Origin of the sequence: Saccharopolyspora kobensis (assembly GCF_900108315.1) — a bacterium.
In the GTDB taxonomy this organism is placed as follows: Bacteria; Actinomycetota; Actinomycetes; order Mycobacteriales; family Pseudonocardiaceae; genus Saccharopolyspora; species Saccharopolyspora kobensis.
The window spans coordinates 27,584-51,205 of record NZ_FNVB01000002.1 but is presented as its reverse complement, the minus strand read 5'-3'; the positions used below and the strand labels follow the sequence as shown (position 1 = coordinate 51,205).

The following is a 23,622-nucleotide window of genomic DNA, read 5'->3' as shown; positions in this document are numbered from 1 at the left end:
GTTGCCAGCCTAGCGTCCACTCAGTGAACGCATCGTGCTGAGCCTGGTCGCCGGTCGAACGATTCAGCGGTGATCGTTCCGGGTTTCTTGCGGTGAACGGGGGTACGATTCTTTACTGCTGCTGTTCGTCCAGCGGACCGATGGAGAGGTGATCAGGTGTCCAAGCTGCGCTCGAGTGCGGCCGAGGCGCTGGCCGGGGTGCTCGAAGACGGGATGACGATCGCCGTCGGCGGGTTCGGCCTGTGCGGCAACCCGAACGATCTCATCGAGGTCGTCCGGGACAGCGGGGTCACCGGGCTGACGGTGGTCTCCAACAACATGGGCGTGGACGGCAAGGGGCTCGGGCTGCTGCTGGAGAACCAGCAGGTCGCCAAGGTGATCGCCTCCTACGTGGGGGAGAACAAGCTGTTCGCCGAGCAGTACCTGGACGGGACGCTGACCGTGGAGTTCGCGCCGCAGGGAACGCTGTCGGAGCGGATGCGCGCCGGTGGCGCGGGAATCGCCGCGTTCTACACCCGCGCCGGCGTCGGGACCCCGGTCGCCGAGGGCAAGCCGCACGCGGAGTTCGACGGGCACACCTACGTGCAGGAGCGGGCGATCGTGGCGGATGTGGCGCTCGTGCACGCCCACACCGCGGACCCGGCGGGCAACCTCGTCTACCGGTCGAGCGCGCGGAACTTCAACCCGGTCGTGGCGACCTGCGGGAAGGTGACGGTGGTCGAGGCCGAGCACCTCAGCGAGGAGTACCTGGACCCGGAGGTGGTGGTGACCCCGGGGATCTACGTCCACCGGCTGGTCCAGGCCGTCCCGCGCGTCAAGGCCATCGAGAAGCGCACCGTGCGGCCCCGCGTTCCCGCGGCCGACTAGTCCTCACTCCGCACATCCTCCCTGGGAGCAACCATGACCTGGACTCGTGAAGAGATGGCGGCCATCGCCGCCGCCGAACTCCGCGACGGCGACTACGTCAACCTCGGCATCGGCATCCCCACGCTGGTCGCCAACCACATCCCGGACGGGGTGCGGGTGACGCTGCAGAGCGAGAACGGAATCCTGGGCCTCGGCCCGTTCCCCTACGAGGGGGAGGAGGATCCCGACCTCATCAACGCGGGCAAGCAGACGGTCACGATCAACCCCGGCGCCAGCTACTTCGACTCGGCGGCCTCCTTCGCGATGATGCGCGGCGGGCACATCGACATCGCCATCCTGGGTGCGCTGCAGGTCGCCGAGAACGGTGACCTGGCGAACTGGACGATCCCCGGTGCGCTGGTCAAGGGCATGGGCGGCGCGATGGACCTGGTCGTCGGCGCCCGCCGGATCGTGGTGCTCACCGACCACGTCGCCAAGGACGGCTCGCCGAAGATCGTCGAGAAGTGCACGCTGCCGCTGACCGGCGCGGGCGTGGTCAACCGGATCGTCACGGACCTGGCGGTCCTCGACGTGACCCCGGAGGGCCTCCGGCTGGCCGAGCTCGCCCCCGGCGTCACCGAGGAGGAGGTCCGGGAGAAGACCGGTGCCCCGATCCAGCAATCCGTAGCGGTGAGCTGAACTCGCGCCGCGGTCGCCGCACCCTGCCGTCCTCTGTGGAAGGACAGGTGCGGCGGCCGTCGCTTTTCCCGGCCGGGTCCGGAATTCGCCCGTGCGGGTAAGGTCGGTTCCGAAGTCGGCCTTGGGTGACGAGGAGTTGGTGTGCGGGCTTACGGTTTCTCCGAAGCGGGCGGTCCGGAGCGGGAGCGCTTCTTCGACCTGCCGGTGCCCGAGCCCGGCCCGGGCGAGCTGCTGGTGCGGGTGCGGGCAGCGGGCGTGAACCCGGGGGACTGGCGGCTCCGCGAGGGCACCTATGGCGTCGCCGGGCCCGCGGTCCTCGGGCGCGAGGTGGCCGGAACGGTCATCTCGATCGGATCCGGCGTGGCCGGGTTCTCCGTCGGTGACGAGGTGTTCGGCGGTTGTCCGGGCATGATCGGCGGCTGGGCGGAGCAGGCGGTGGTCACCGCGTCCTTCACCGCGCACCGCCCCGCCGGGCTGGCGCCGGAGGCGGCCGCGGTGCTGCCGGTCGCGGCGGGGACCGCGCACGACGCGCTGAACGACCTCGGCCTGCCTCCCGGGGCGACCCTGCTGGTCAACGGCGCCGGTGGCGGAGTGGGGATTCCGGTCGTGCAGCTCGCGCGCGCCCGGGGGATCTCGGTGGTGGGAGTGGCGAGCCCGGCCAAGCACGAGCTCCTCGCCGGGTTCGGCGCGACTCCGGTGGCCTACGGCGACGGTGTCCTGGAACGGGTGCGCGCCGCGGCACCGGACGGCGTCGACGGCGTCTTCGACCTGGTCGGCGGGGCGGCGCTGCGCACCGTCGCCGAGCTGGTCGAGGACCGGTCGAAGCTGCTGTCGGTGGCCGACAAGCCGCTGGTCGCCGAGCTCGGTGGCCGGACGGTCGTGCGGGACCGCAGCACCGCCGTTCTCGACGAGCTGGCGCGACTGGTCCTCGCGGGCGAGCTGGACCCGCTGGTCAAGCAGGTGCGGCCGCTCGACGAAGCCGGTGCGGCGCTCGCCGAGGTCGAGCACGGGCACGCGGTGGGCAAGATCGTCCTCGTTCCGTGAAAGACCTGACGCCGCCGGTCGGGATCTGATCTCATGCGGATATGACTGAGGTTCCGTTCTTCCACGATGTCGAGCCGGTCCGGCGAGTCCGCGACGAAGTGATGGACGTCCACTACCCCGACGATTCGCACGCCGGGCCCCGTCCGGCGGTGATCTTCGTGCACGGCGGGCCGGTGCCGGAGGACATGGAGCCCCGTCCGCGCGACTGGGAGGGATTCATCCGCTACGGCGCCCTGGTGGCGGCGTCCGGGCTGGTCGGGATCACCTTCAACCACCGCCTGCACTCCGACGAGCTCTACCCGGAGGCCTCCGACGACGTGGCCGCGGTGGTCGAGCGGGTGCGGGAGCTGGAGGCGGTCGACAGCGACCGCATCGCGCTGTGGTTCTTCTCCGGCGGCGGCCCGATCGGCGCCGCGTGGCTGCGGGCCGCGCCGTCCTGGCTCCGCGCGGTCGGGTTCACCTACCCGGTGCTCGCCCCGCCGCCGGACTGGCCGGGGGACAAGCCGCGCTTCAACACCGTCGAGGCGGTCTCCGAGCACCCCGAGCTGCCGAAGTTGCTGGTGCGGGTCGGCAAGGACTTCGAGTTCTTCGTGCCCAGCCAGGACGCGTTCGTGCAGGAGGCCCGCAACGCCGGTGCCGATCTGGAGGTCATCGAGATCCCGCACGCCGAGCACGGCTTCGAGGACCACGGCGCCGATCCCGAAGCCCGCGAGGCCGTCGACCGCGCGGTGAGCTGGTTCGTGAAGAAGCTGGCCGGATGATCACCGCTCGGTAGTGCTGTCCGGTGAGTCCACCGGGGAGCGGTGCGCCCGCAGCGAGCCCGGGTGCGCCTTGGCGGTCGGGTCGCGGCGGGTCTTGATCAGGCTCGCCACGGTCACGACCGCCAGCACCGCGATGATCACGGCGAGGCTGATCGAGGTCGGGATCTCCGGGACGCGCTCGTCGATGTCCACGTGCGCCCAGTGCAGGATCAGCTTGACGCCGATGAACACCAGGATCAGCGCCAGCCCGGTCGAGAGGTAGACCAGGCGCTCCAGCAGGCCCTTGACGAGGAAGAACAGCGCGCGCAGGCCGAGCAGGGCGAAGGCGTTGGCGGTGAAGACGATGTAGGCCTCGGAGGTCACGCCGAACACCGCCGGGATCGAGTCCAGCGCGAACAGCAGGTCCACGCTGCCGATCGCGATCAGCACGATGAACATCGGGGTGACCATCCGCCGCCCGTCGACGCGGGTGGTCAGCTTGCCGCCGACGTAGTCGTTGGACACCGGCAGGAACCTGCGGGCGGCGTTGACCACGGCGTTGTTCTCGACGTCGGGGTCCTCGTCGCGGTGCCGGAACAGCTGCACCGCGGTGTAGATCAGCAGCAGCCCGAAGACCAGGAACATCACGGAGAACAGCGACAGCAGCGTCGCGCCGACCGCGATGAAGATCGCGCGCATGATCAGCGCGAGCACGATGCCGAAGGTCAGCACCTTGTGCTGGTGCTCCTCCGGCACCGCGAAGGTGGTCATGATGATCACGAAGACGAACAGGTTGTCGACCGAGAGGCTCTTCTCGACGATGTAGCCGGCGAAGTACTCGGTGCCGAACTGCCCGCCGTACTGCATCGAGAACCAGATGCCGAACAGGACCGCCACCAGCACGTAGCCCACCGACCACGCGGTCGCCTCGCCGAAGCCCACCCGGTGCGGGCGCAGCCACGCCATGACCAGGTCGACGGCCAGCAGCGCGATGATCAGTGCGACGGTGAGCACCCAGGTCAGCGCGGTGATTTCGAGCACGGCCCCTCCGCTGGCGTTCGGGTGTCGTCGATCTGTCGGCGATCAGCGTAAGCACGGACCTCGCGCCCCGCTCGTCGACCGCACGATGGCCGCAGGCTACCTGATCATCGGCGATTTGTCCGGTTGGTCGTGATCAGTCCTTTGTGGACGTGTGCTGGCCCGGAGCTCGCGGTCAGGGCGGGACCGGTGTCAGATCGTGGCGAAGACCGCGGCGAGCTGGCCCAGTCCCGCGATCAGCGCGATGCGCTGCCAGCGGCCGGTGAGCGGGTCGTCGCGCTCCCAGGCGGTGGCGAACCTGCTCGCCGCGAAAACCACGACGACCAGTCCGATCGCCGACACGACGCGCACCGGCACGGCGAGATCGCTCAGCGCCGCGATCAGCGCCACCACCGGCATCCCGCCGAACACCACGGCACCGGCCCGCTCGTGCCGGGCATGGTTCTTGGAGTGCGCCTGCGGAGCGGCGTCCGGCGTGCCGGGCGGGTAGCCGCGCATCGGATCCATCCGCCAGACGCCCGACGCGACGAGAGCGATGCCGAGCACCGCGATCCCCAGCGCCAGCATGGGCGCGGCATTCCAGGCCCCGAATGCTCCGGCGGTGATGCAGAGCCCGCTGAGCAGGAAGTTCGCCGTCTGCAGCCAACCGCGCGGGCCGAGGGCCAGCGCGCTCACCGGGTGCCGCCGCGGCCGGTAGCCCGGTCGCGTCCAGCCGTCGATGCCGAACACCACCAGGAAACCGACGCACGCCGCGGCACCCAGCGCGGTCAGCGGTCCCACCGGAACAGCAGCGCGGAGGCCGTGGTGCCGAGAACCGCGGTCACCGCGAGGCTCACCAGGCTCGCCGTCGCGACCGCCTGCCCGGCCCACGCCGCGGCAAGGGCCTGCACGCTCGCGCCGAAGGGCAGCACCTGGCCGATCTGCGCCGCGGTGTCACCGAGCCCGCCCGTGCCGCCGAACAGGCCCCCGAGCGCCCCGAGCGCGAAGAACAGGACGAGACCGATCGCGACGGAGGAGTTCGGCGTCGGCGCGACCGAGGCGACCACCATGCCCAGCGCGTACATCGCCGCGACGGACAGCGCGAGCACACCGATCGCGACGCCCAGGTCGCGCGGTGGCTGCGCGCCGAAGGCCAGCACGGCGATGCCGAGGGCCGCAGCGGTGCCGAGCAGCACCTGGGCGAGGCTGACGACGACCTGCGCGATGAGCACCATCAGCGGTGACGCCGGGGTGACGGCGAGCCTGCGCAGGACGCCGGTCTTGCGGTAGGTCGCCAGGAAGCTCGGCATGTTGATGAGGCCGAGCATCGCGATGACGATGGTGAGCACGAGCGGCAGCACGAACGCTTCGAGCGCGGTGAGCCCGGCCCCGACCTCCTCACCGCCGGCACCGGCGGCGTTCATGACCAGGATCAGGATCGGCATGCCGAGCGGCACGATCAGCCCGGCGGTGTCCCGGACGACCATCTTCAGCTCGCTGCGGATCAGCAGCGCCCAGGCCCGCGCCCCGATCCGGTGCGCCGTCACGCGCAGTCCCGCCTCTCCGCGATTTTCAGCGGTGGTTGCGTTCGGGATGTATCTCGCGTTCTGCGATTTCTTGTGGCCGGGTTGCATCACGGTCCCCTGATGTGCGGTTGGGCAGGACTTCGGTTGACACGAGGGCGTCATGTGACTTCCTCCTCGACTTCGACGTAGCGGCCGGTCAGCGCCACGAACGCCTCTTCGAGGCTGCTCGTCCCCGACTCCGCGACGAGCTCTGCCGGGGTGCCGAGCGCGATCAGCCGTCCGGCTTCCAGCAGCGCGACCCGGTCGCAGAGCTCCTCCACCTCGTCCATCGCGTGGCTGACCAGGAGCACCGCTTCCTCGCGCAGCGAGGCGATGGAGGCCCAGATGCGCCGCCGGGCGCGCGGATCCAGCCCGGTGGTGAGCTCGTCGAGCACGACGACCTTCGGCCGCCCGGCCAGGGCCAGGGCGATGGACAGCCGCTGCTGCTGCCCGCCGGAGAGGCGGTCGAAGCGGGTGCCGCGCTTGGCGGTGAGCTCGACCATCTCCAGGAGCTCGCTCGCCGGGCGGGGATCCGGGTAGAAGCCGCGGTACAGCTCGACGAGCTCGGCGACGGTGAGCGAGTCGTGCAGCCGGGCCTCCTGGAGCTGGACGCCGAGCAGGTGCCGGACGGCGCGGCGGTCGCGCTGCGGATCCAGCCCCAGCACTCGGACCCGCCCGCCGTCGGGAGCGCGCAGACCGGCGATCAGCTCCACCGTGGTCGTCTTGCCCGCGCCGTTGGTGCCGAGGATGCCGAACACCTCGCCGGGCGCGACGGAGAACGAGATGTCCTGGACGGCGACGTTGTCGCGGTAGCGCTTGTGCAGGTGCTCGACGAGCACCGCCGGGTTGCCTGTCATGCCGCTGACGCTAGGAACGGCGGGCGGGTGCGCACATGTGCCGCTGGTCAGTGATCAGGACCATGACTTTCGGCACCTGCCCGCGGCCGGCGGCCGACCGTAGGCTGGCGCGATGCGAGGTCTCGGTGCGGAAGGCTGGTCCGGAATCGCCATGCTGCTGGTGTCGGCGGGCGTGGGCCTCCCGGTGCTCGCCGGCGCGGTGGACCCGGAGCTGCCCCGTCCGATGTGGACAGCGGCGTTCGCGGCGATCTTCGTCGCCGTGTGGTTCCTGCTGAGCTCCGAGCGCCGCAACGTCCGGCTGGCCTGCTTCGCCTCGGCCACCGCGCTGGGCTGGCTGACGGTGCTGACCGCGCCGGGCGCCGGGCTGATGCCGGTGCTGCTGGTGGTGATCGTGGCGCTCGGCCCGGAAGTCCTCGGCGTGCGGGCCAACTTCGCGGTGGTGCTGCTGAACACCGCGGTGATCATCGCGAGCATGGTGATGCGGGAGCTCGGCGCCGCGGATCTGTGGATCGCCGGTGGGTTCTACCTGCTGATCCAGGTCTCCGCCGTGCTCAGCGTGCTGGCCATCGGCCGGGAGAAGCGGATGCGCCGGGAGCTGACCGAGGCGCACGTCGACCTCCAGGCCGCGACGGTGCTGCTCGGCGAGTCGGCGCGATCGACCGAGCGGCTGCGGATCGCCCGGGAACTGCACGACCTGGTCGGCCACCAGCTCACCGTGCTGACGCTGGAGCTGGAAGCGGCCCGCCACCGCGACGGCGAGGCCGGGCGCGAACACGTGGAGCGCGCGAACTCCGTGGCCCGCGCGCTGCTAGCGGACGTGCGCGCGACGGTAGGCGAGATTCGCGCGGCCCCTGCAGGTTCGCTCGCCGACGCGCTCGCGGAGATCGGCCGCGCGGTGCCGGGGCTGGACGTGGCGGTGGACGTGGCCGCCGATGTGGAAGTGGACGAGGAGCAGACGACGGTGCTGGTGCGCGCGGTCCAGGAGATCGTCACGAACGCGCTGCGGCACGCCGGTGCGAAGGAGTTGTGGGTGCTGGTCGAACGCGACGGGACGAAGGTGCGGCTCACCGCGGGTGACGACGGGCGCGGCGCATCGCCGGTGGTCCCCGGCAACGGCCTGCGCGGCCTGGTCGAGCGCTTCGCGAACGCAGGCGGCGAGGCCGAGTTCGACGGCAGCAACGGCTTCCGGGTGGCGGCATGGGTGCCGGCCCGATGACGAGGGTGGTGGTGGTCGACGACCAGACTCTGGTCCGCCAGGGCATCGTGACGCTCCTGGAACTGGCCGGCGTGGAGGTAGTGGGCCAGGCCGACGACGGCGCGGCGGCACTCGACGTCATCGAGCAGCAGGAACCCGACGTGGTGCTGCTCGATCTGCGGATGCCGCGCCACGACGGGATCTGGACCCTGGAACGCCTGCGGGAGCGGGCCTGCCCGGTCCCGGCGCTGATCCTCACGACGTTCGACGACGACACCCTGGTCCTGGACGCCCTGCGCGCCGGAGCCCGCGGTTACCTGCTCAAGGACGTGACCGTCGAGCAGCTGGCACGGGCGGTGCGAACGCTGGCCGACGGCGGAACCCTGATCGCCCCGTCCATCACCGACCGGCTGCTGCGCGCGATCCAGGACGGTCCGGCTCCGGTCGGCGCGGAATCGCCGGTGGCGGTCCAGGAGCTCACCGGCCGGGAGCTGGAGGTCCTGCGCCTGATGGCCGAGGGCTACAGCAACCGCGAGATCGCGGCGGCCCTGACCCTGGCGGACGGAACGGTGAAGAACCACGTCTCCACGATCCTGCTGAAACTAGCGGCCAGAGACCGCACCAACGCGGTCCTCAGAGCCCTCCGCGACGGCCTGCTCAGCTAGACGCACGCGGCCCGCGATTTCGCGTGAGATCGGCGTTCCCCGGGGTGCCGTCAGGTGCTGAGTGTCATTCGGGGCTGCGCGGTTCCAGGATGTCGTGGACCTTTTCTCCGATGTGGATGTCGTTCTCGCGACTGATCCACTGGCGGCGGAGGACGCCGAGGGCCGTGGACATGTTCAGGCCGTTGATGCCCGGGAGAGCGCCGACGTCCTCGGTGATGAAGCGGGAGAGGTCTGTTTCGTCCCGGAAGACGCCGTGGTGGGTGATCGCTGCCGGTCCGGCCGTCATCACGGTGAAGCGGCCGGAGGGATGGGCGCTCAGGGACTTCAGGACCGCTGGGATGTGCTGAGGTTGGACGTCGAGGGTCAGCAGGGCTGTGATCGGGTAGCCCAGGACCGCCGGTTCGATCTCCACGCGGGGGCGGGCCGCGCCCTTCTCCAGGACCGACTGGATCAGGCGGTACGCCGTCGAGCGGCTCACATCCAGTTCGCGGGCCGCTTGCGCGGCGGTGAGGCGGCCGTCCTCCCGGAGAAGTCGCAGGACCGCGAACTCGGCTTCGCCGAGCGGATCCATGGTTTCCGGGGGCGCGCCGGGATCGGCGTCCGCGTGCTCGCGGAGCGCTGCCTCCTGTTCTCCGGTCAGCCGGTCCAGGTGCCACGACACGGCTTGTCGGGACGTGTTCAGCACCAGGTGAGCCTGGATGGAGGCGATGCCCGGCGTCGCAGGGAGGGCGCGGGTCAGCAGGTGGCGCAGATCGGTTCCCGGCAGCGGGTAGATGGTGCAGTAGACGTCCGCGTCGCCGCTGGTGATCAAGATCGACTGGGCCTCCGGCACCTGCTGGATCGCCGCCGCGACCTCTGGTGTCGTGCCGGGTTCGCACTTGATCCACACCACGTAGGGGTTGCCGGTGAGCAACAGCGACCAGTGCACCGTGGAGATGAAGCGCAGCAGGCGCTGGTCCTGCAGGCGCTGGATCCGCCGGCCGACGGTGGTGGCAGAGCTGCCCAGGACCTCGGCCACGGCGTTCAGCGGTGCTCGGGGCGCGAGCTGCAACGCGGCGACGAGGTCGAGGTCCGCGTCATCCAGTTGTTGCACAGCGTCACCTCGATGTGAACTATTCAGCCGATCTTTTCGCTGTCATTGACACATTACTCCACAAGTGTGTTTGATGCTGGATCAAATCACCGACCGGTGAAGAGGGGAGGCAGTCTTGGGCACGGTGGCGAAGCAACGACGTTCGGTGACGTCGGTGGTGATGCGCGCGCTCGACGTGGTCGATCGGGTGGGCAACAAGCTGCCGCACCCGTTCTGGCTCTTCGTGATCCTGAGCGTGCTGGTGGTGCTGGCGAGCTGGCTGCTGTCGGCGCTCGGGGTCTCCGCCGTCTCGCCGGTGGACGGCGAGGAAGTCGAGGTCAAGAACCTGATCTCGGGGCCCGGCGTGCAGATGATGCTCGGCGACCTGATCGACAACTTCGTCAACTTCCCGCCGCTCGGGATGATCGTGGTCGTCATGCTGGGCGTCGCGATCGCCGACAAGTCCGGGCTTCTGGCGGCGATGATGCGGGCTGCGCTGGCCAGGGTGCCCGCCGGGCTGGTCACCTTCGCCGTCGCGCTGACCTCGATGTTCGCCCACATCGCCTCGGACGCGGCGTTCGTGGTGATGATCCCGCTGGCCATGATCGCCTTCCGCGCCGTGGGGCGCAGTCCGATCATCGGCGCCGTCGTGGCCTACGTGGCGGTCGGGGGTGCCAGCAGCATCAGTCCGGTGATCGAGGCTTCCGACGCCGTGTTCGCCGGGCTGTCCACCTCCGCCGCGCAGACCATCGACCCGGGCTACGTGGTCACCCCGGTCGCCAACTACTACTTCTCGCTGACCTCCTCGCTGCTGCTGTCGGTCTCGATCACCGTCGTGACCGAACTCGTCGTCGCCCGCCGGGTGGCCGCGATGAACGCCGCCGAGCCGGAGCTGACCGACGTCGACGAGCTGCCGGACATGTCCCTGTCCGCGGCCGAGCGCAAGGGCGTGCGGCGTGCGTTGATCGCCGCGGCGCTGTACCTCGCCGCCGTGGTCCTCGCGGTGCTGCCCGGCGGGTCACCGCTCCGGGGTGGGGGCGGGTCCATCGTGGACTCGGTGCTGATGGACAACGTCGCGGTGGTCATGATGCTGTTCTTCATGATCATCGGCACCGTCTACGGCGTGACGGTGCGGACCATCACCTCGCCCAAGGACTTCCCGGAGCTGATGGGGCAGGGGCTGCGCGAGCTGGTCCCGGTGCTGGTGCTGTTCTTCGCGGTCTCGCAGTTCCTCGCCTACTTCAAGTGGACCAACATCGGCCAGGTCATCGCCATCGGCGGGGCAGGTCTGCTGGACTCGATGGATGCGCCGGTGGTGGTGATCTTCCTGGGCGCGGTGTTGCTGATCAGCGTGCTGAACCTGCTGCTCACCAGCGGTTCGGCCATGTGGGCGCTGGTCGCCCCGGTGCTGGTTCCGATGCTGATGCTGCTGCACATCCAGCCGGAGACGACGCAGGCCCTGTTCCGCATCGCCGACGCGCCCACCAACAGCCTCACCCCGATGAGTCCCTACTTCGTGATCGCGCTCGGTTTCATCCGCCGTTACCGTCCATCCGCCGGGATCGGCACGCTCATGTCGCTGGTGCTCCCGCTGGCCCTGGTGAACCTGACCGTCTGGGTGCTGATGTTCCTGGCCTGGTACGCGCTCGGACTCCCGCTCGGCCCCGGCGTCCCCATCCGATGACGTTTCCCCACCTCGTCCTGCGCGGCGGTGCAGGTTGCTCAGGTGGGCCCGAAAGCGCCGTGCGGCGCTTGGCGACAACTGTCGTGGTCGAGGCGGATCAAGCCTCGCGGCTGGGATGGCCAGCCAGGATGAAGTAGGTCGATGAACCCGCGCAGGAAGGTGCTCGATTTGTCCGCGAAGCCGTTGTCCACCTGGTGCCGAGATCGGCTGGAGGAGCTGCTCGGCGACGTCTCGATGCTGGTGCACCGGGAGACGCCCAGCACCGACAAGGCGTTGCTGGACAGCGCTGCCGACTCCATCCTCGCGTGGCTGCGCGACCGGCTCGGCGAGCCGGCGGAGCTGGTTCGCCACGAGCACGCTGAGCACGGCGATTTGCTGGAGGTGACCTACGCGGGCGCCACCGCCGACCCGGTGCTCCTGGTCGGGCACTACGACACGGTGTGGCCGGCGGGCACGGTGGATCGCTGGCCGTTCGCCGTGCGGGAGGACGGGACAGCGACCGGTCCGGGCATCTACGACATGAAAACCGGCCTGGTGACCGGGGTTTGGGCGCTGCTGGCGCTGCGCGAGGCCGGATTGCCGTGCCCGGCGGTCCGGTTCATGTTCAACGGGGACGAGGAACTCGGCAGCCCGGTGTCCCGGCCGCACATCGAGCGCGCCGCACCGGCCTGCCTGGCCACGCTCGTGCTGGAACCGGGCGTGGGGTGGGACGTCAAGGCGGAGCGCAAGGGCGTCGGGATCTTCACCATCACCACCTCCGGGGTGGAGGCCCATTCCGGAAACGACCCGGCCGGGGGTGCCAGCGCGATCCACGCGCTCGCCGACATCATCCACCGGATCACCCGGGAGGCCGACCTCGACCGCGGGACGTCGATCAACGTCGGCACGATCGGCGGCGGCACCGCCCGCAACGTCATCGCGGGCGAGGCCACCTGCCTCATCGACGTCCGGGTCGGCGAACAGGCCGAGGCGGACCGGATCGACGCCGTCTTCGCTGACCTGACCGCCGCCGATCCGCGCGTCCAGGTGCGGGTCGAGGGCAGGTGGAGCCGACCGCCGATGAGGCTCACGCCGGTGAGCCGGAAGCTGTTCGAGCTGGCCGACGACGTCGCGGCCTCCGTGCGCGCACCGCTGGAACCGATCAGCGTCGGCGGGGGCAGCGACGCGAACTTCGTGTCCGCCCTGGGGCTTCCGGTGCTCGACGGCCTCGGTGCCAGCGGTGAAGGGGCGCACGCGCTTCACGAGCACGTGGTCGTCGACCGCATTCCCGACCGGGTCGCCCTCGTCGCCGGGATCCTGACCCGGCTCGCCGAAGAGCGGCCCGAGTAGTCGTCCGGTGCCGGACTCCGTTGAGCAGTGGGAGTCGGCCGATCGCGCAAGGTGACCGGGTCGGTCCACTGTGTACTCGCGAGGTCGAAGGTTCACGTCCGGGACACCCGTTGGTCCTGCGGTGATCACGCGGGCGATGGGTGCGGCGCTCAGGATCTGATCGACGTTTCGGACAAAGCAGACGAGGAGTTCGCATGTTGCGCCGGACCGTGGTTGCCGCGGCAGCCGCACTGGTGGCCTCGATCGGCCTGGCACCCGCAGTGGTCGCCGCGCCCGTCGCCACCGCCGCCAAGACCGACGTGGCCACCATCGCCCACCGCGGGGCATCCGCGTACGCGCCGGAGAACACCCTCGCCGCGGTGCGGCTCGGGGTCCGGATGCGCGCGGACCTGGTCGAGATCGACGTCCAGCAGACCAAGGACGGCGAACTGGTCGTCGTCCACGACAACACGCTGGCGCGCACCACCGACGCCGAGCAGAAGTTCCCGGACCGCGGGCCGTGGCGGATCTCCGACTTCACCCTCGCCGAGATCCGCACCCTGGACGCCGGTTCGTGGAAGGCCCCGGAGTTCGCCGGTGAGCGCGTCCCGACGCTGGCCGAGGTGCTCGACGTGCTGCAGCGCGGACCGTCGGGGCTGCTGCTGGAGGCGAAGTCGCCGGAGCTGTACCCGGGGATCACCGAACGCATCGCCGACGAGCTCCGGGCGCGGCCGTCGTGGGTCCGTCCCGACCCGAAGGCGCGCAACCTGGTGGTGCAGAGCTTCAACTGGGACTTCATCCGCGACTTCCACGGCCTGCTGCCGGGCGTGCAGGTGGGCGTGCTGGGCGCGCCGTCCGAGGCCGAGCTCGCCGAGGTGGCCACCTACTCGAACCAGGTCAACCCGAACCACGCGCAGGCCACGCCGGAGTACATCGCCGCGGTCCACGCGCACGGGATGAGCATCAACCCGTACACGGTCAACGAGGCGCCGCTGATGCGGGCGCTGATCGACCGCGGGGTGGACGGGATCATCAGCGACCGCCCCGACGTCCTGCGCGAGCAGATCCACGCCGCCCGACGAGTCGGCTGATCTCGAACACCGCAGAGCGGGCCGCTCCTTCCGGAAGCGGCCCGCTCAGTCGTTGCGGCGGGTGCGGCGCGATCCGATGAGCGCGAGAACCGATGTCAAGCGGTTCTCGCGGTCACGGCCTCTGGCCGACGTCGGCCACGAGCCCGGAGCTGAGCACGGCGTCGGCGTCGGTGCGGCCGTCGTGGACCACGCCCAGCACGCCGAGGACCTGGAACGTGCTCCGGTCGAACATCAGGACCGTGCGGTCGCCCGCGTTGTTGACCGTGCGGGCCACGCCGATCCCGTTGCGGCCGACCGCGTCGGTGACGTCGTCGACGAACTCCACGTCCGGGATCGTCGCCGCGACGCGGTAGAGCGCGGCCTTCAGCTCGGGCGGCGCGGCGCCCGAGACCAGACCGCTGATCATCTGGAACACCAGCTGGTCGACCGTGTACAGCTGCGCGGCGCCCGGTCCGGAGCGGTCGAAGTGCGCCTGCACCTGCGCGTAGATCTCGGCGCGGAGCGCGGTCGGATCCGTCGGCAGCGTGGTCAGGTACTGGTAGGTCGGGTTGTACAGCGAAGGCGGCCCCAGGTCGAGGGTGGTGGGCTTGATCTCGTCGACCACACCGTTGCGGTCGGTTCGCACCAGGGCTTCCGTGCCGTCCACCTTCTGCCAGGTCTCGGTGCGGATGACGTGCCTGCCGGCGTCTTCGAGCACGATGACCGTGCTCAGGTAGGTCCAGTCGCCTCGCCCGGCAGGAGTGCTGGCCACCGCATTGGCCGCGTTGGCCAGCACCACACCTGGTGAGGAGAACGCCGGGGCGACGGGCGCGGGCGGCGGGGCCGTCGGCGTGCCCGGGACGGGCAGGACGACCACAGCCGTGACGACGCCGATCAACGCGAGCGCGGCGACGCCGACCGCGAGCCGGGGAACCGGCCAGCGCCGCCTCCGGACGCCGGCGCCGTTCAGCAGCGCGGTCCGGTGCCCGGCGAGGACGGCGGGATCGGGCTCGGGCGTATCGGGGCGCAACCGGGAGAGCAGGTCGAGCTCGTCCATGTCAGTGGTCCTCCTCGGGGAGCGCCTCGCGCAGCTTCCGGCGGGCGCGGTGCATGCGGGAGCGGACGGTGCCGATCGGAATGCCGAGAGCCAGCGCGACCTCGTCGTAGGAGAGGCCTTCCCAGGCGATGAGCAGCACGATGTCGCGCTCGGCCGCGGAGAGTCCCGCGAGCGCCTTCCGCAGCGGTCGGGTCGCCGCGGTGACCCGGTTCGACACCAGCTCGTCGTGGCCCTCCTGGACGGTGTCGGGTGCGGCTCTGGCCAGCGCCCGGTGCTGCCGCACCTCGGTCCGGCGGTGCCGCCGGAGCAGGTTCGTCGCGATGCCGTACAGCCACGGGAGCGCGCTGCGCTGGGTGAGGTCGAACCGCCGCCGCTGGTCGAACGCGACCAGCATGGTCTGGCCGGTGAGGTCGTCGGCGAGTTCGCCGCCGACGCGGCGCGCCAGGAACCGGTGCACGGTCACCGCGTGCCGGTCGAAGATGACGGCGAACGCGTCGACGTCGGACCAGGACCGCTCGACGATCGAGGCGTCGTCGAGCTCTTCGGCGTCCACGCCGGAACGCGCGGGCATGGTCATGTGGAACCTCGCATCGGGCCTCCGTCTCGGAAGGTGCTCTCACCTTCCATTGCCCGGTGCCCGGGATCGAGTTCCCAACGACCCGTCGCCGCGACTTCCCCGAAATTCCAACCTCGTGGTGCGCGGCCGAACTTCAGCACCCGAGTCCTGACCTGATCGGTCCCGGACTCGGGTGCGCCGACCTCATCGGCCGAGCGGGGTCACCCCTGGTCCCGGACGGAGGGCCACGTGGTGAGCAGGCGGGTGATGGCCTCGGTGGCTTCGCGGGTGGCCGCGACCGAGCAGGTCTCGTCGCTGACGTGGGCCTGGTCGGGGTCGCCCGGGCCGTAGACGATCACCGCGGGGGAGCCGAGCGCCGGGGCCAGGACCGAGGCGTCGGTGAAGTAGGTGGCGTACTCCGGTCGCTGGTCGGGGTTGTCCTGGTGCAGCACCGCCACGATCGCCCGGGCGAGCGGGTCCTCGGCGCTGGTCGCCACGCCCGGCAGGTCCAGGTCGGCGGTGATCTCGGTGCCGGGCAGCGCCAGTCCGGCGATCGCGGCGCGCGCGTCGTCGGCGGTGAACTCCGGCGTGGTGCGGATGTCGAGCACCAGCTCGGCGCGGTCGGGCACCAGGTTCGGCTGCACGCCGGAGTGGAACGAGCCGACGTTGACCGTGGCCGGGCCGTGCGTCGGGCTGACCGGCCAGCCCTCGTTGCGGTGGATGCGCACCGCCGTTTCGGCGAGCGCGGCCAGCGCGTTCTCGCCGAGTTCGGGCCGCGATCCGTGCGCGCTGCGGCCGTGCGCGGTCAGCCGCAGCCACAGAACTCCCTTGTGCCCCAGCACGATCCGGTTCGCCGTGGGTTCGGCCACCAGCAGCGCGGGGCTCGGGGTGAGCTCGGGCAGCAGGGACGCGCCTTCGCAGCCGGTCTCCTCGCCGAAGGTGAACACCAGCTGCGCGGAGAGATCCTCGGGAGCGGTGCGGGTGGCCCGCACCGCGGCCGCGACGATCGCCGCCACGCCGGCCTTCATGTCGCTGCTGCCCCGGCCGCGCAGCCGGTCGCCGTCGATCTCGCCGCTGTGCGGGTCGAACGACCACGTGGCCGGGTCGGCGGGAACGGTGTCGAGGTGCCCGGTGAGGGTGATCGGCGCGCCGGTGCCGAAGCGGGCGACGAGGTTCGCGCGGCCGGGTCGCGGCTCGTCGACGGTGACCGCGAAGCCCGCGTCGGTGAGCAGCGGCGCGAGCAGTTCGGCGGCGGCCTTCTCGCCGGCCGCGCGGGTGTCGAGGCGGATCAGTCGCTGGGCGAGCTCGATGGGATCGGGCACGGGTCCTCCGGATCAGTGCTGGGGCGGGACCGCGGAACCGCGGATGACCAGTTGCAGCGGGAGATTCCGCCGCACGGTGCCGCCGCCGGGATCGGTGATGCGGGCGTGGACGAGCTCCAGCGCGCCGCGGGCGAGTTCGGCGACGGGCTGCTGCAGGGTGGTCAGCTTCGGGCGCAGCCATTCGCCGACCCGGATGCCGTCGCAGCCCACCACCGAGAGGTCCTCGGGAATGCTCAGGCCGTGCAGTTCGGCGGCGCCGAGGACGCCGACCGCAGCGATGTCGCTGCCGACGAACACCGCGGTGGGCGGCTGCGCGGCCCCGGTCAGGTAGGGGAAGGTGCTCGCGCCGAACTGCTCGGTGTAGGGGCCGTGCAGGATCAGTCCCTCGTCGACGTCCAGCCTGGCGTGCTCCATCGCGTCGCGGTAACCGCGCAGCCGGTCGCGGGTGGTGGACAGCTCCCGCGGCCCGGCGATGTGCGCGATGCGCCGGTGGCCGAGCTGCGCCAGGTAGGCGGTGGCCTGGTAGGCACCGCCGTAGTTGTCCACGCCGATGGTGTCCACGCCGGTGGTGTTGGCGATCTCCTCGTCCAGGACGACCACCGGCAGCCCGTCGGCGATGGCCTGGAGCAGCCGCGGGTTCTCGCGGTGCATCCCGACGTAGATCATCCCGTCGATGTCCTCGGTGCCCGCGACGAAGTCGCTGACCTTGGCCTCGCGCTGCGCCTGCCTGCCGGTGACGCCGATGACGAGCGAGGCGCCGCTGACGGCGGCCGCGGTGGCGATCTCCTCGGCCAGCGCGGCGAAGAACGGGTTGGCCAGTTCCGGGACGATCAGCGCGATGACCGGCGCGTGCTCGCGCGCGCCGTCCGCGGTGGCCGCCGGGCGCACCTCGTAGTGCAGCTCCCGGACGGCGGCGTCGATCCGCGCGGCGGTCTCGGGCTGCACCTTCAGCTGGCCGCGCAGGTACCGCGACGCCGTCGAGGTCGACACTTGCGCACGTTGCGCAACGCGCGTCAACGTCATCCGCGCCCCTTCCGTCGAGTGCTCTGGGCGCAGTGTATCGGCAAGTCGGCGCAGGTGGGCTCTTGACGGCGGGTTCGGCGCGGATTAGTTTGCGCAAAACGGAGCGCAAAGTTTGCGCAACATCATTCCAACCGGGGAGGCGGAATTGAGCCGCGTGCTGCTGGCCGGCGAGTCCTGGGTGGCCAGGACCACCGACGTCAAGGGCTTCGACGCCATCGACCGAGCCCAGCTCGAAATCGGCGCCGAGGCGTTGCTCGCCGCGTTGCGCGGAGCGGGCCACGACGTCGTCCACCTGCCGTCGCACCTCGTGGCGACGGACTTCCCCGCGTCGCTCGACGAGCTCGGCGAGTACGACGTGGTGATCCTGTCGGACATCGGCGCGAACTCGCTGCTGCTGCACCCGCAGGTGTTCAACCAGGGGCGCCGGTTCCCGAACCGGCTCAAGCTGCTGGCCGAGTGGGTGCGCGGTGGCGGCGGGCTGGCGATGGCCGGCGGCTACCTCAGTTTCCAGGGCTTCCAGGGCAAGGCGAACTTCCACGACACGCCGATCGAGGAGGTGCTGCCGGTGGAGATCCTGCCCTACGACGACCGCGTGGAGAGCCCCGAAGGCGTCTTCGGCGAGCTCACCGGCACCGAGCACCCGGTCACCGCGGGCCTGGACCAGCAGTGGCCGGTCCTGCTCGGCTACCAGAAGCTGACCGCCAAGCCCGACGCGACCGTGCTCGCCACCGTCGACTCGCGCCCGTTGCTGGCGGTGCGCAGCGAGGGAGCGGGCCGCACCCTCGCCTTCGCCTCGGACATCTCGCCGCACTGGGCGCCGGCCGAGTTCCTGGAGTGGGACGGGTACCGTCGGCTGTTCGACCAGGCGGTCACCTGGTTGGCCGGCGACCGGTAGTCCACCCGGGCCCTGCCGGCAGCGTGCGGCAGGACTCATCCAGAGCAATCCGCAGCAACCCCACCGGTGCAGCGAGGACGACAAAGGAGTCGCACCGCCATGACCAACACGCCCGCCCCCGAGCTGAGCCCGCCGGCCGCGTCCGGCCGGGCGGCCCGGAGCGCCACCACGACCGTCCTGGTGCTGCTGACGGTGCTGGCAGGCATGCTCAGCCCGATGCAGTCCGCGGTCAACGGCGCGCTCGGCGCGACCGTCGGCGACGGCAACAGCGCCGCCGTGATCTCCTTCGGCAGCGGCCTGGTGCTGATGCTGGTGATCGTGTTCGCGCGGCCCGCCACGCGCAAGCAGGCGCTGAGCATCCCGCGGCTGATCCGCAGCAAGCGCATCGGCTGGTGGAACTACCTGGCCGGGCTGTGCGGCGGCGCGGTGGTGCTCTCCGAGGGCGTCTCGGTGGGCGTGCTCGGCGTCGCGGTCTTCCAGATCACGCTGATCGCGGGCCTGGTCATCTCCGGGGTGATCTGCGACCGCATCGGCGTGACCGCCACGGTCAAGCAGCCGATCTCGGTCACCCGCGGTCTCGGCGCGCTGCTGGCCGTCGCGGCCACCGCGGTCACCATCTCGCCGAACTTCCACGTGCCGCACGCCATCGCGCTGGCCGTCCTGCCGTTCGCGGCGGGCCTGCTGGCCGGGTGGCAGCCGGCGGGCAACGCCGCCGTGGCGCGGGAGACCGGTTCGATGCTGGTCTCGATCACCTTCAACTTCCTGGTCGGGTTCGTGGTGCTGCTCGCCGGGCTGCTGGTCCGGTTGGCGCTGGGCACCGGGCAGTTCTCGCTGCCGCCGACGTGGTGGATGTACACCGGCGGTGTGCTGGGCCTGCTGTCCATCGGCTTCATGGCGCTGCTGGTGCGCGGGCTCGGGCTGCTGCTGCTCGGGCTGGGCTCGGTGGCCGGTCAGCTGGTCGGCTCGCTGCTGCTGGACCTGGTGGTGCCCTCGGTCGGGCACCCGATCCACCTGGCCACCGTGATCGGCACGGTGCTCGCGCTGATCGCCGCCGGGATCGGGATGATCCCCTCGCGCAGCGCGGACGCAGCGGGAGCCGCGCGATGACCGGTGTCGTGCAGACCGTCACCGGCCCGGTGCCCGCGGCCGAGCTGGGCCTGGTCCTGCCGCACGAGCACCTCTTCAACGACCTGTCCGGGGTGCGCGACGAACCCAGCTACGGGTTCAGCGAGTTCCTCGTGGACCGCGCGGTGGACGCCGGGGCCGCGTGGGCGCTGCGGCACGACCCGTACTGCTGCGCGGACAACCTGGCCGCCAAGCCGGTGGCCGATGTGATGGGCGAGATCGCGGCCTTCCAGGCGGTGGGCGGCCGGACCATCGTCGACGCCACCTCCAGCGCCGCGATCGGCCGGGACCCCGACAAGCTGGTCGAGGTGGCCCTGCGCACCGGCCTGAACATCGTGATGGGTTGCGGCGCCTACCTGGAGAAGTTCGAGGGCGAGCGCATCGCGGCCCGGGCGGTCGAGGCGCAGGCGGCGAGCATCGGGGAGGAGCTGGCCGGCGGTGTCGGCGAGCACCGCGCCCGGCCGGGGATCATCGGTGAGATCGGGGTGTCGCCGGACTTCACGCCGGCGGAGCGGGCTTCGCTGCGCGCTGCGGCGCTGGCCCAGCTCGACCACCCGGGCGTCCCGCTGATGATCCACCTGCCCGGCTGGCAGCGCCGCGGCGGCGAGGTGCTGGACGTGGTGCTCGGCGAGATCGGCGTGGCCCCGGATCGCGTCGTGCTCTCGCACATGGACCCGTCGGCGGCGGACACCGCGTACCAGCTCGGGCTGGCCGAGCGCGGGGTGTGGCTGGAGTTCGACATGATCGGCATGGACATCACCTTCCCGAAGGAAGGCGCTTCGCCGTCGACCGCGACGACCGCGGCAGGCGTGGCCGAGCTCGTCGCGGCCGGTCACGGCGACCAGGTGCTGCTCAGCCACGACGTCTTCCTGAAGCAGATGTGGACGCGCCACGGCGGCAACGGTTTCGCCTACGTCCCGACGATCTTCGCCGAACAGCTGCGCGAGCTCGGCATCGGCGACGACCAAGTCGAAGCTATGACCGGCAGCAACCCGGCCCGCATGCTCTGCGGTTGAGAGGTCGTGAGTGCGTAGCGGCGTTCGGACACTGCTACGCACTCACGACCGGCTACGCCGCTGTGGCGAGTCCGATCACCGACGAGATGCCCACGCCCGCTGCGATGGCCAGCACGGCCCAGGCGAACGCGCGGCGGACGGTGTTCGCCGGGAGCCTCCCGGCGAACCGGGCGGCACCGATCGAGACCAGCATCGCGGTGCCCGCGAAGGCCACCAGCACGCCGAGGTCGAGCTGCGCCACCGCGCCCGAGTGCGCGATCAGCCCGCTGATGGAGTTGATCGTGATCACCACCATCGAGTTCGCGATGGCCTGCTGCGCGGTCAGCCCGAGCAGCAGGGTCAGCGCGGGCACGATGACGAATCCGCCGCCGACGCCGAAGAGCCCGGTCAGCACACCGACCCCGGCCCCGGCGGCGGCCGTCTTCGGCATCAGGTTGCCCTCCGGGGTGCCGGCGCGGTCGTTGCCGCGGAACATGCGCGAGGCGACGACGACCATCAGCGCCGCGAAGCCCAGCATCAACCAGTCCTGCGGCAACGACCGGCCGAGCGCCGCGCCGCCGATCGTGCCGGGTATCCCGGCGATCCCGAAGATCAGCGCCACCGGCCACTGCACGAGCCGCAACCGGCTGCGGGAGCACAGGCCGCCGATGGCCGACGCGGCCACCACGACCAGCGCGGTGGGAACAGCGGTGCTCAACGGCTGACCGACGCCGTACACCAGCGCCGGAACGGCCAGGATGGAACCACCTGCGCCGAGCAGACCGGTGGAAAGGCCGATGACGACGCCGAAGACGATGGCGGGCAGCATCACGTCAGCGCCGCGAGCAGCGACGGCACGTCCTGTTCCGGCGTCCGGTTGTACGGCAGCAGCGAGAGCACCCGGGCCATCCCGCAGGTGTTGCTCAACGCGGAGTAGGTGAGCCCGGCGCCGATGAATCCGGCCAGCCACTTCAGCTTCGGCGCGGCCACGCTGCCCACGACCCCGGCGAGCACGAGGGAGCCCGCGGCCAGCCGGACCTGCCGCTCCATCGCCCACTTCCCGCGCCCGCGCGAGACCGGAGCGCCCTGCTGCTCCCAGGCGCCGATGCCGCCCTCGAGGACGGTGAGCTTCGGGAGCCCGGCAGCGGCGAGCAGGCCGCGGGCTTCCTCGGCGCGGACGCCTGAGCCGCACACGAGCACCACCGGGTCGGAGTGGTCGGCGGTCAGCTCGGTGTGGTGCGCGCGCAGCACGTCGAGCGGAACGTTGCGGGAGCCCGGGATGTGCGCCGCGGCGAACTCACCGGGCGTGCGCACGTCGATCAGCCGGGTCCGCGGCGCCGAGCGCACCAGCTCCCGGGCATCGGCGACATCCACTGTGGACTCTAACGTGCCGGTCATGCTTCTCCTTCGAATGCGGTTCTTGCCGTGCGTGGTTCAGTGCGTCAGGGTGACGCCGGAGGATCGGGCGGAGGCGAAGGCGTCGTCGATGACGACGGCGGTGCGGCCGGCGGACTCCAGCAGCGAGGCCGCCGCCGTGGCGCGGTAGCCGCTCCCGCAGTGCACCCACACCGAACCGGCCGGGACCTCGTCGATCCGCTGGGCCAGCTCGTAGAGCGGGATGTGCACGGCGCCGTCGACGTGCGAGTCGCGCCATTCGTTGTTCGTCCGCACGTCGAGCACGACGTCCGCGCTCGGGAGCCCGCCGGGCTCGCCGTCCAGCGCGTCGGCCAGCTCGGCGAACGTGGCCGTCGGGGTGCTCACCAGCTGCGCGGGATCGGCGGCCAGCTGCGCGGGCTGCCCGGCCGCGGCCGCGGCGGGCTGGTCGATGCCGATGCGCACCAGCTCGCGCTGCGCGTCGGCGATCTGCTCACCGGACTCGCCGACCAGCGTGATCGGCGAACCCCACTCGATCATCCAGCCCAGCCAGGTCGCCATCGGCCCGTCCAGGCCGAGGCTGACCGTGCCCGCCAGGTGGGATTCGACGTAGGCCTTGCGGGAGCGCAGGTCCACCACCCACTCGCCGCGCCGCAGGCGCTCGGCCAGTTCGCCGGGAGCCGCCTCGGCCGGCGCGCGGAGGTCCAGCGGTGCCGGGCCGGTGATGTTGCGGGCGCCCATGTGCGCGTAGTACGCGGGGTAGGCGTCGAGCCCGGCCAGCGTGGTCTCGACGAAGTCCTGCTCGGCCAGCGACAGGGCGGGGTTCGCCGCGCGCTGCTCGCCGATGGTCGACGAGTCGCCGCTGGCCTGCGTCGCCGAGCAGAAGCTGCCGAACCCGTGCGTCGGCCAGATCTGCGCCCCGGCGGGCAGCAGGTCGGCCAGCTTGCGCGCCGACCGGTGCTGGTGGCGGGCGAGCTCCACGCTGTGCTGCTCGCCGAGCAGGTCCGTGCGGCCGGTCGTCCCGTAGAGCAGCGAACCGCCGGTGAACACGCCGACCGGTTCCCCGGCGTCCTCCAGCACGTACGAGAGGTGGTGGAAGGTGTGGCCCGGCGTGGCCACGACGCGCACCCGGAGGCGGTCGGTGACCTCCAGCAGGTCTCCGTCGCGCAGCGGGCGGTGCGCGAACGGCGCTTCGTCGGCCGCGGCGATGCCGTACTCGGCCCCGGTCAGCCGGGCCAGTTCCAGGCCGCCGGAGACGTAGTCGTTGTGCACGTGGGTTTCGAGCACCAGCGCGATCCGCGCACCTGCGCGCCCGGCGGCGGCGAGGACGCGGTCCACGTCGCGCTGCGGGTCGATCACCACGGCGCGGTGGCCGTCGGTGGCGAGGTAGCTGCGGTCGCCCAGCGAGGAGGTCTCCACGACCTCGACCTGGAGTCCGCTGAGCTGGGGCAGTGCTGTCACGGCGATTCACCTCCGATACCCCGGGGGGTATGCGATGGATGCATGGGTGGTG

The 23,622-nt window shown here is 71.3% G+C and carries 24 protein-coding genes; 12 read left to right on the top strand and 12 right to left on the bottom strand.

The window, feature by feature from the left end; genetic code table 11:
• The first annotated feature begins 156 nt into the window (after positions 1-156).
• The 4 genes from C4T78_RS00270 (at position 157) to C4T78_RS00255 (ending at position 3,350) form a co-directional block, all read left to right on the top strand.
• Complete coding sequence (locus tag C4T78_RS00270; RefSeq protein WP_093159395.1) at positions 157-867, top strand: CoA transferase subunit A; 711 nt, start codon at positions 157-159, stop codon at positions 865-867.
• Between the two features lie 33 nt (positions 868-900).
• A complete protein-coding gene (locus tag C4T78_RS00265; RefSeq protein WP_093346467.1) occupies positions 901-1,545 on the top strand; it encodes a CoA transferase subunit B in 645 nt (214 codons plus the stop codon).
• A 141-nt stretch (positions 1,546-1,686) separates the two neighbouring features.
• A complete protein-coding gene (locus C4T78_RS00260; protein ID WP_093346470.1) occupies positions 1,687-2,589 on the top strand; it encodes an NADP-dependent oxidoreductase in 903 nt (300 codons plus the stop codon).
• A gap of 41 nt (positions 2,590-2,630) precedes the next feature.
• Positions 2,631-3,350, top strand: coding sequence for an alpha/beta hydrolase (locus C4T78_RS00255; RefSeq protein ID WP_093159403.1), 720 nt, complete (start codon positions 2,631-2,633; stop codon positions 3,348-3,350).
• Here the strand turns inward: C4T78_RS00255 and C4T78_RS00250 are convergent, their stop codons facing one another.
• From C4T78_RS00250 to C4T78_RS00235, 4 genes are all read right to left on the bottom strand, one after another.
• Positions 3,351-4,370: a TerC family protein gene (locus tag C4T78_RS00250; protein WP_093346472.1), complete on the bottom strand. Its 1,020-nt coding sequence runs from the start codon at positions 4,368-4,370 to the stop codon at positions 3,351-3,353.
• A gap of 189 nt (positions 4,371-4,559) precedes the next feature.
• A complete protein-coding gene (locus C4T78_RS00245) occupies positions 4,560-5,147 on the bottom strand; it encodes a DUF998 domain-containing protein (RefSeq protein ID WP_235863011.1) in 588 nt (195 codons plus the stop codon).
• Positions 5,135-5,893 carry an ABC transporter permease gene (locus C4T78_RS00240; protein ID WP_235863012.1) on the bottom strand — a complete coding sequence of 253 codons (759 nt, stop codon included), beginning with the start codon at positions 5,891-5,893 and terminating at the stop codon, positions 5,135-5,137. The genes C4T78_RS00245 and C4T78_RS00240 overlap by 13 nt, the downstream gene beginning before the upstream one ends.
• A 137-nt stretch (positions 5,894-6,030) precedes the next feature.
• The gene (locus tag C4T78_RS00235) at positions 6,031-6,768 is read right to left on the bottom strand and encodes an ABC transporter ATP-binding protein (protein ID WP_093346477.1); all 738 of its coding nucleotides are present in this window, start codon (positions 6,766-6,768) and stop codon (positions 6,031-6,033) included.
• A 112-nt stretch (positions 6,769-6,880) separates the two neighbouring features.
• Here C4T78_RS00235 and C4T78_RS00230 point away from each other — a divergent pair, with 112 nt between their 5' ends.
• Together C4T78_RS00230 and C4T78_RS00225 are read left to right on the top strand one after the other, a co-directional pair.
• On the top strand, positions 6,881-7,984 hold the full coding sequence (locus C4T78_RS00230) for a sensor histidine kinase (RefSeq protein ID WP_218161441.1): 1,104 nt from the start codon (positions 6,881-6,883) through the stop codon (positions 7,982-7,984).
• The gene (locus tag C4T78_RS00225) at positions 7,981-8,628 is read left to right on the top strand and encodes a response regulator (protein ID WP_093348400.1); all 648 of its coding nucleotides are present in this window, start codon (positions 7,981-7,983) and stop codon (positions 8,626-8,628) included. The genes C4T78_RS00230 and C4T78_RS00225 overlap by 4 nt, the downstream gene beginning before the upstream one ends.
• 64 nt (positions 8,629-8,692) lie before the next feature.
• Here C4T78_RS00225 and C4T78_RS00220 read toward each other — a convergent pair whose 3' ends face one another.
• Positions 8,693-9,721, bottom strand: coding sequence for an Lrp/AsnC family transcriptional regulator (locus C4T78_RS00220; protein WP_093346483.1), 1,029 nt, complete (start codon positions 9,719-9,721; stop codon positions 8,693-8,695).
• Between the two features lie 160 nt (positions 9,722-9,881).
• On the opposite strand from C4T78_RS00220, the gene C4T78_RS00215 reads away from it, so the two are divergent.
• The 3 genes from C4T78_RS00215 (at position 9,882) to C4T78_RS00205 (ending at position 13,783) form a co-directional block, all read left to right on the top strand.
• Positions 9,882-11,384, top strand: a complete 1,503-nt coding sequence (locus C4T78_RS00215) for an AbgT family transporter (RefSeq protein WP_218161497.1) — start codon at positions 9,882-9,884, stop codon at positions 11,382-11,384.
• Between the two features lie 141 nt (positions 11,385-11,525).
• Positions 11,526-12,713, top strand: coding sequence for a M20 family metallopeptidase (locus C4T78_RS00210; protein WP_235863013.1), 1,188 nt, complete (start codon positions 11,526-11,528; stop codon positions 12,711-12,713).
• Between the two features lie 194 nt (positions 12,714-12,907).
• A complete protein-coding gene (locus C4T78_RS00205) occupies positions 12,908-13,783 on the top strand; it encodes a glycerophosphodiester phosphodiesterase (RefSeq protein ID WP_093346485.1) in 876 nt (291 codons plus the stop codon).
• 112 nt (positions 13,784-13,895) lie between these two features.
• Here C4T78_RS00205 and C4T78_RS00200 read toward each other — a convergent pair whose 3' ends face one another.
• From C4T78_RS00200 to C4T78_RS00185, 4 genes are all read right to left on the bottom strand, one after another.
• Positions 13,896-14,819, bottom strand: a complete 924-nt coding sequence (locus tag C4T78_RS00200) for a CU044_5270 family protein (protein ID WP_093346488.1) — start codon at positions 14,817-14,819, stop codon at positions 13,896-13,898.
• 1 nt (position 14,820) lies between these two features.
• On the bottom strand, positions 14,821-15,390 hold the full coding sequence (locus C4T78_RS00195; RefSeq protein ID WP_218161442.1) for an RNA polymerase sigma factor: 570 nt from the start codon (positions 15,388-15,390) through the stop codon (positions 14,821-14,823).
• Positions 15,391-15,596: 206 nt separating this feature from the next.
• Complete coding sequence (locus C4T78_RS00190; RefSeq protein WP_093346493.1) at positions 15,597-16,697, bottom strand: M20 family metallopeptidase; 1,101 nt, start codon at positions 16,695-16,697, stop codon at positions 15,597-15,599.
• A 12-nt stretch (positions 16,698-16,709) separates the two neighbouring features.
• Entirely contained in the window at positions 16,710-17,720 is a 1,011-nt protein-coding gene (locus tag C4T78_RS00185) for a LacI family DNA-binding transcriptional regulator (RefSeq protein ID WP_093346496.1), read from the bottom strand.
• A 154-nt stretch (positions 17,721-17,874) separates the two neighbouring features.
• Here C4T78_RS00185 and C4T78_RS00180 point away from each other — a divergent pair, with 154 nt between their 5' ends.
• The 3 genes from C4T78_RS00180 (at position 17,875) to C4T78_RS00170 (ending at position 20,756) form a co-directional block, all read left to right on the top strand.
• On the top strand, positions 17,875-18,615 hold the full coding sequence (locus C4T78_RS00180) for a glutamine amidotransferase (RefSeq protein ID WP_235863142.1): 741 nt from the start codon (positions 17,875-17,877) through the stop codon (positions 18,613-18,615).
• Positions 18,616-18,714: 99 nt separating this feature from the next.
• Positions 18,715-19,722, top strand: coding sequence for a DMT family transporter (locus C4T78_RS00175; protein WP_093346501.1), 1,008 nt, complete (start codon positions 18,715-18,717; stop codon positions 19,720-19,722).
• Complete coding sequence (locus C4T78_RS00170; RefSeq protein WP_093346504.1) at positions 19,719-20,756, top strand: phosphotriesterase family protein; 1,038 nt, start codon at positions 19,719-19,721, stop codon at positions 20,754-20,756. The genes C4T78_RS00175 and C4T78_RS00170 overlap by 4 nt, the downstream gene beginning before the upstream one ends.
• A 52-nt stretch (positions 20,757-20,808) precedes the next feature.
• Here the strand turns inward: C4T78_RS00170 and C4T78_RS00165 are convergent, their stop codons facing one another.
• The 3 genes from C4T78_RS00165 to C4T78_RS00155 are packed head-to-tail and all read right to left on the bottom strand — an operon-like array spanning position 20,809 to position 23,570.
• Complete coding sequence (locus C4T78_RS00165; protein ID WP_093346506.1) at positions 20,809-21,564, bottom strand: sulfite exporter TauE/SafE family protein; 756 nt, start codon at positions 21,562-21,564, stop codon at positions 20,809-20,811.
• On the bottom strand, positions 21,564-22,133 hold the full coding sequence (locus C4T78_RS00160) for a rhodanese-like domain-containing protein (protein WP_093346509.1): 570 nt from the start codon (positions 22,131-22,133) through the stop codon (positions 21,564-21,566). Before C4T78_RS00160 ends, C4T78_RS00165 begins: the two co-directional genes overlap by 1 nt.
• Positions 22,134-22,169: 36 nt before the next feature.
• A complete protein-coding gene (locus C4T78_RS00155; protein ID WP_235863015.1) occupies positions 22,170-23,570 on the bottom strand; it encodes an MBL fold metallo-hydrolase in 1,401 nt (466 codons plus the stop codon).
• Positions 23,571-23,622 lie beyond the last annotated feature (52 nt).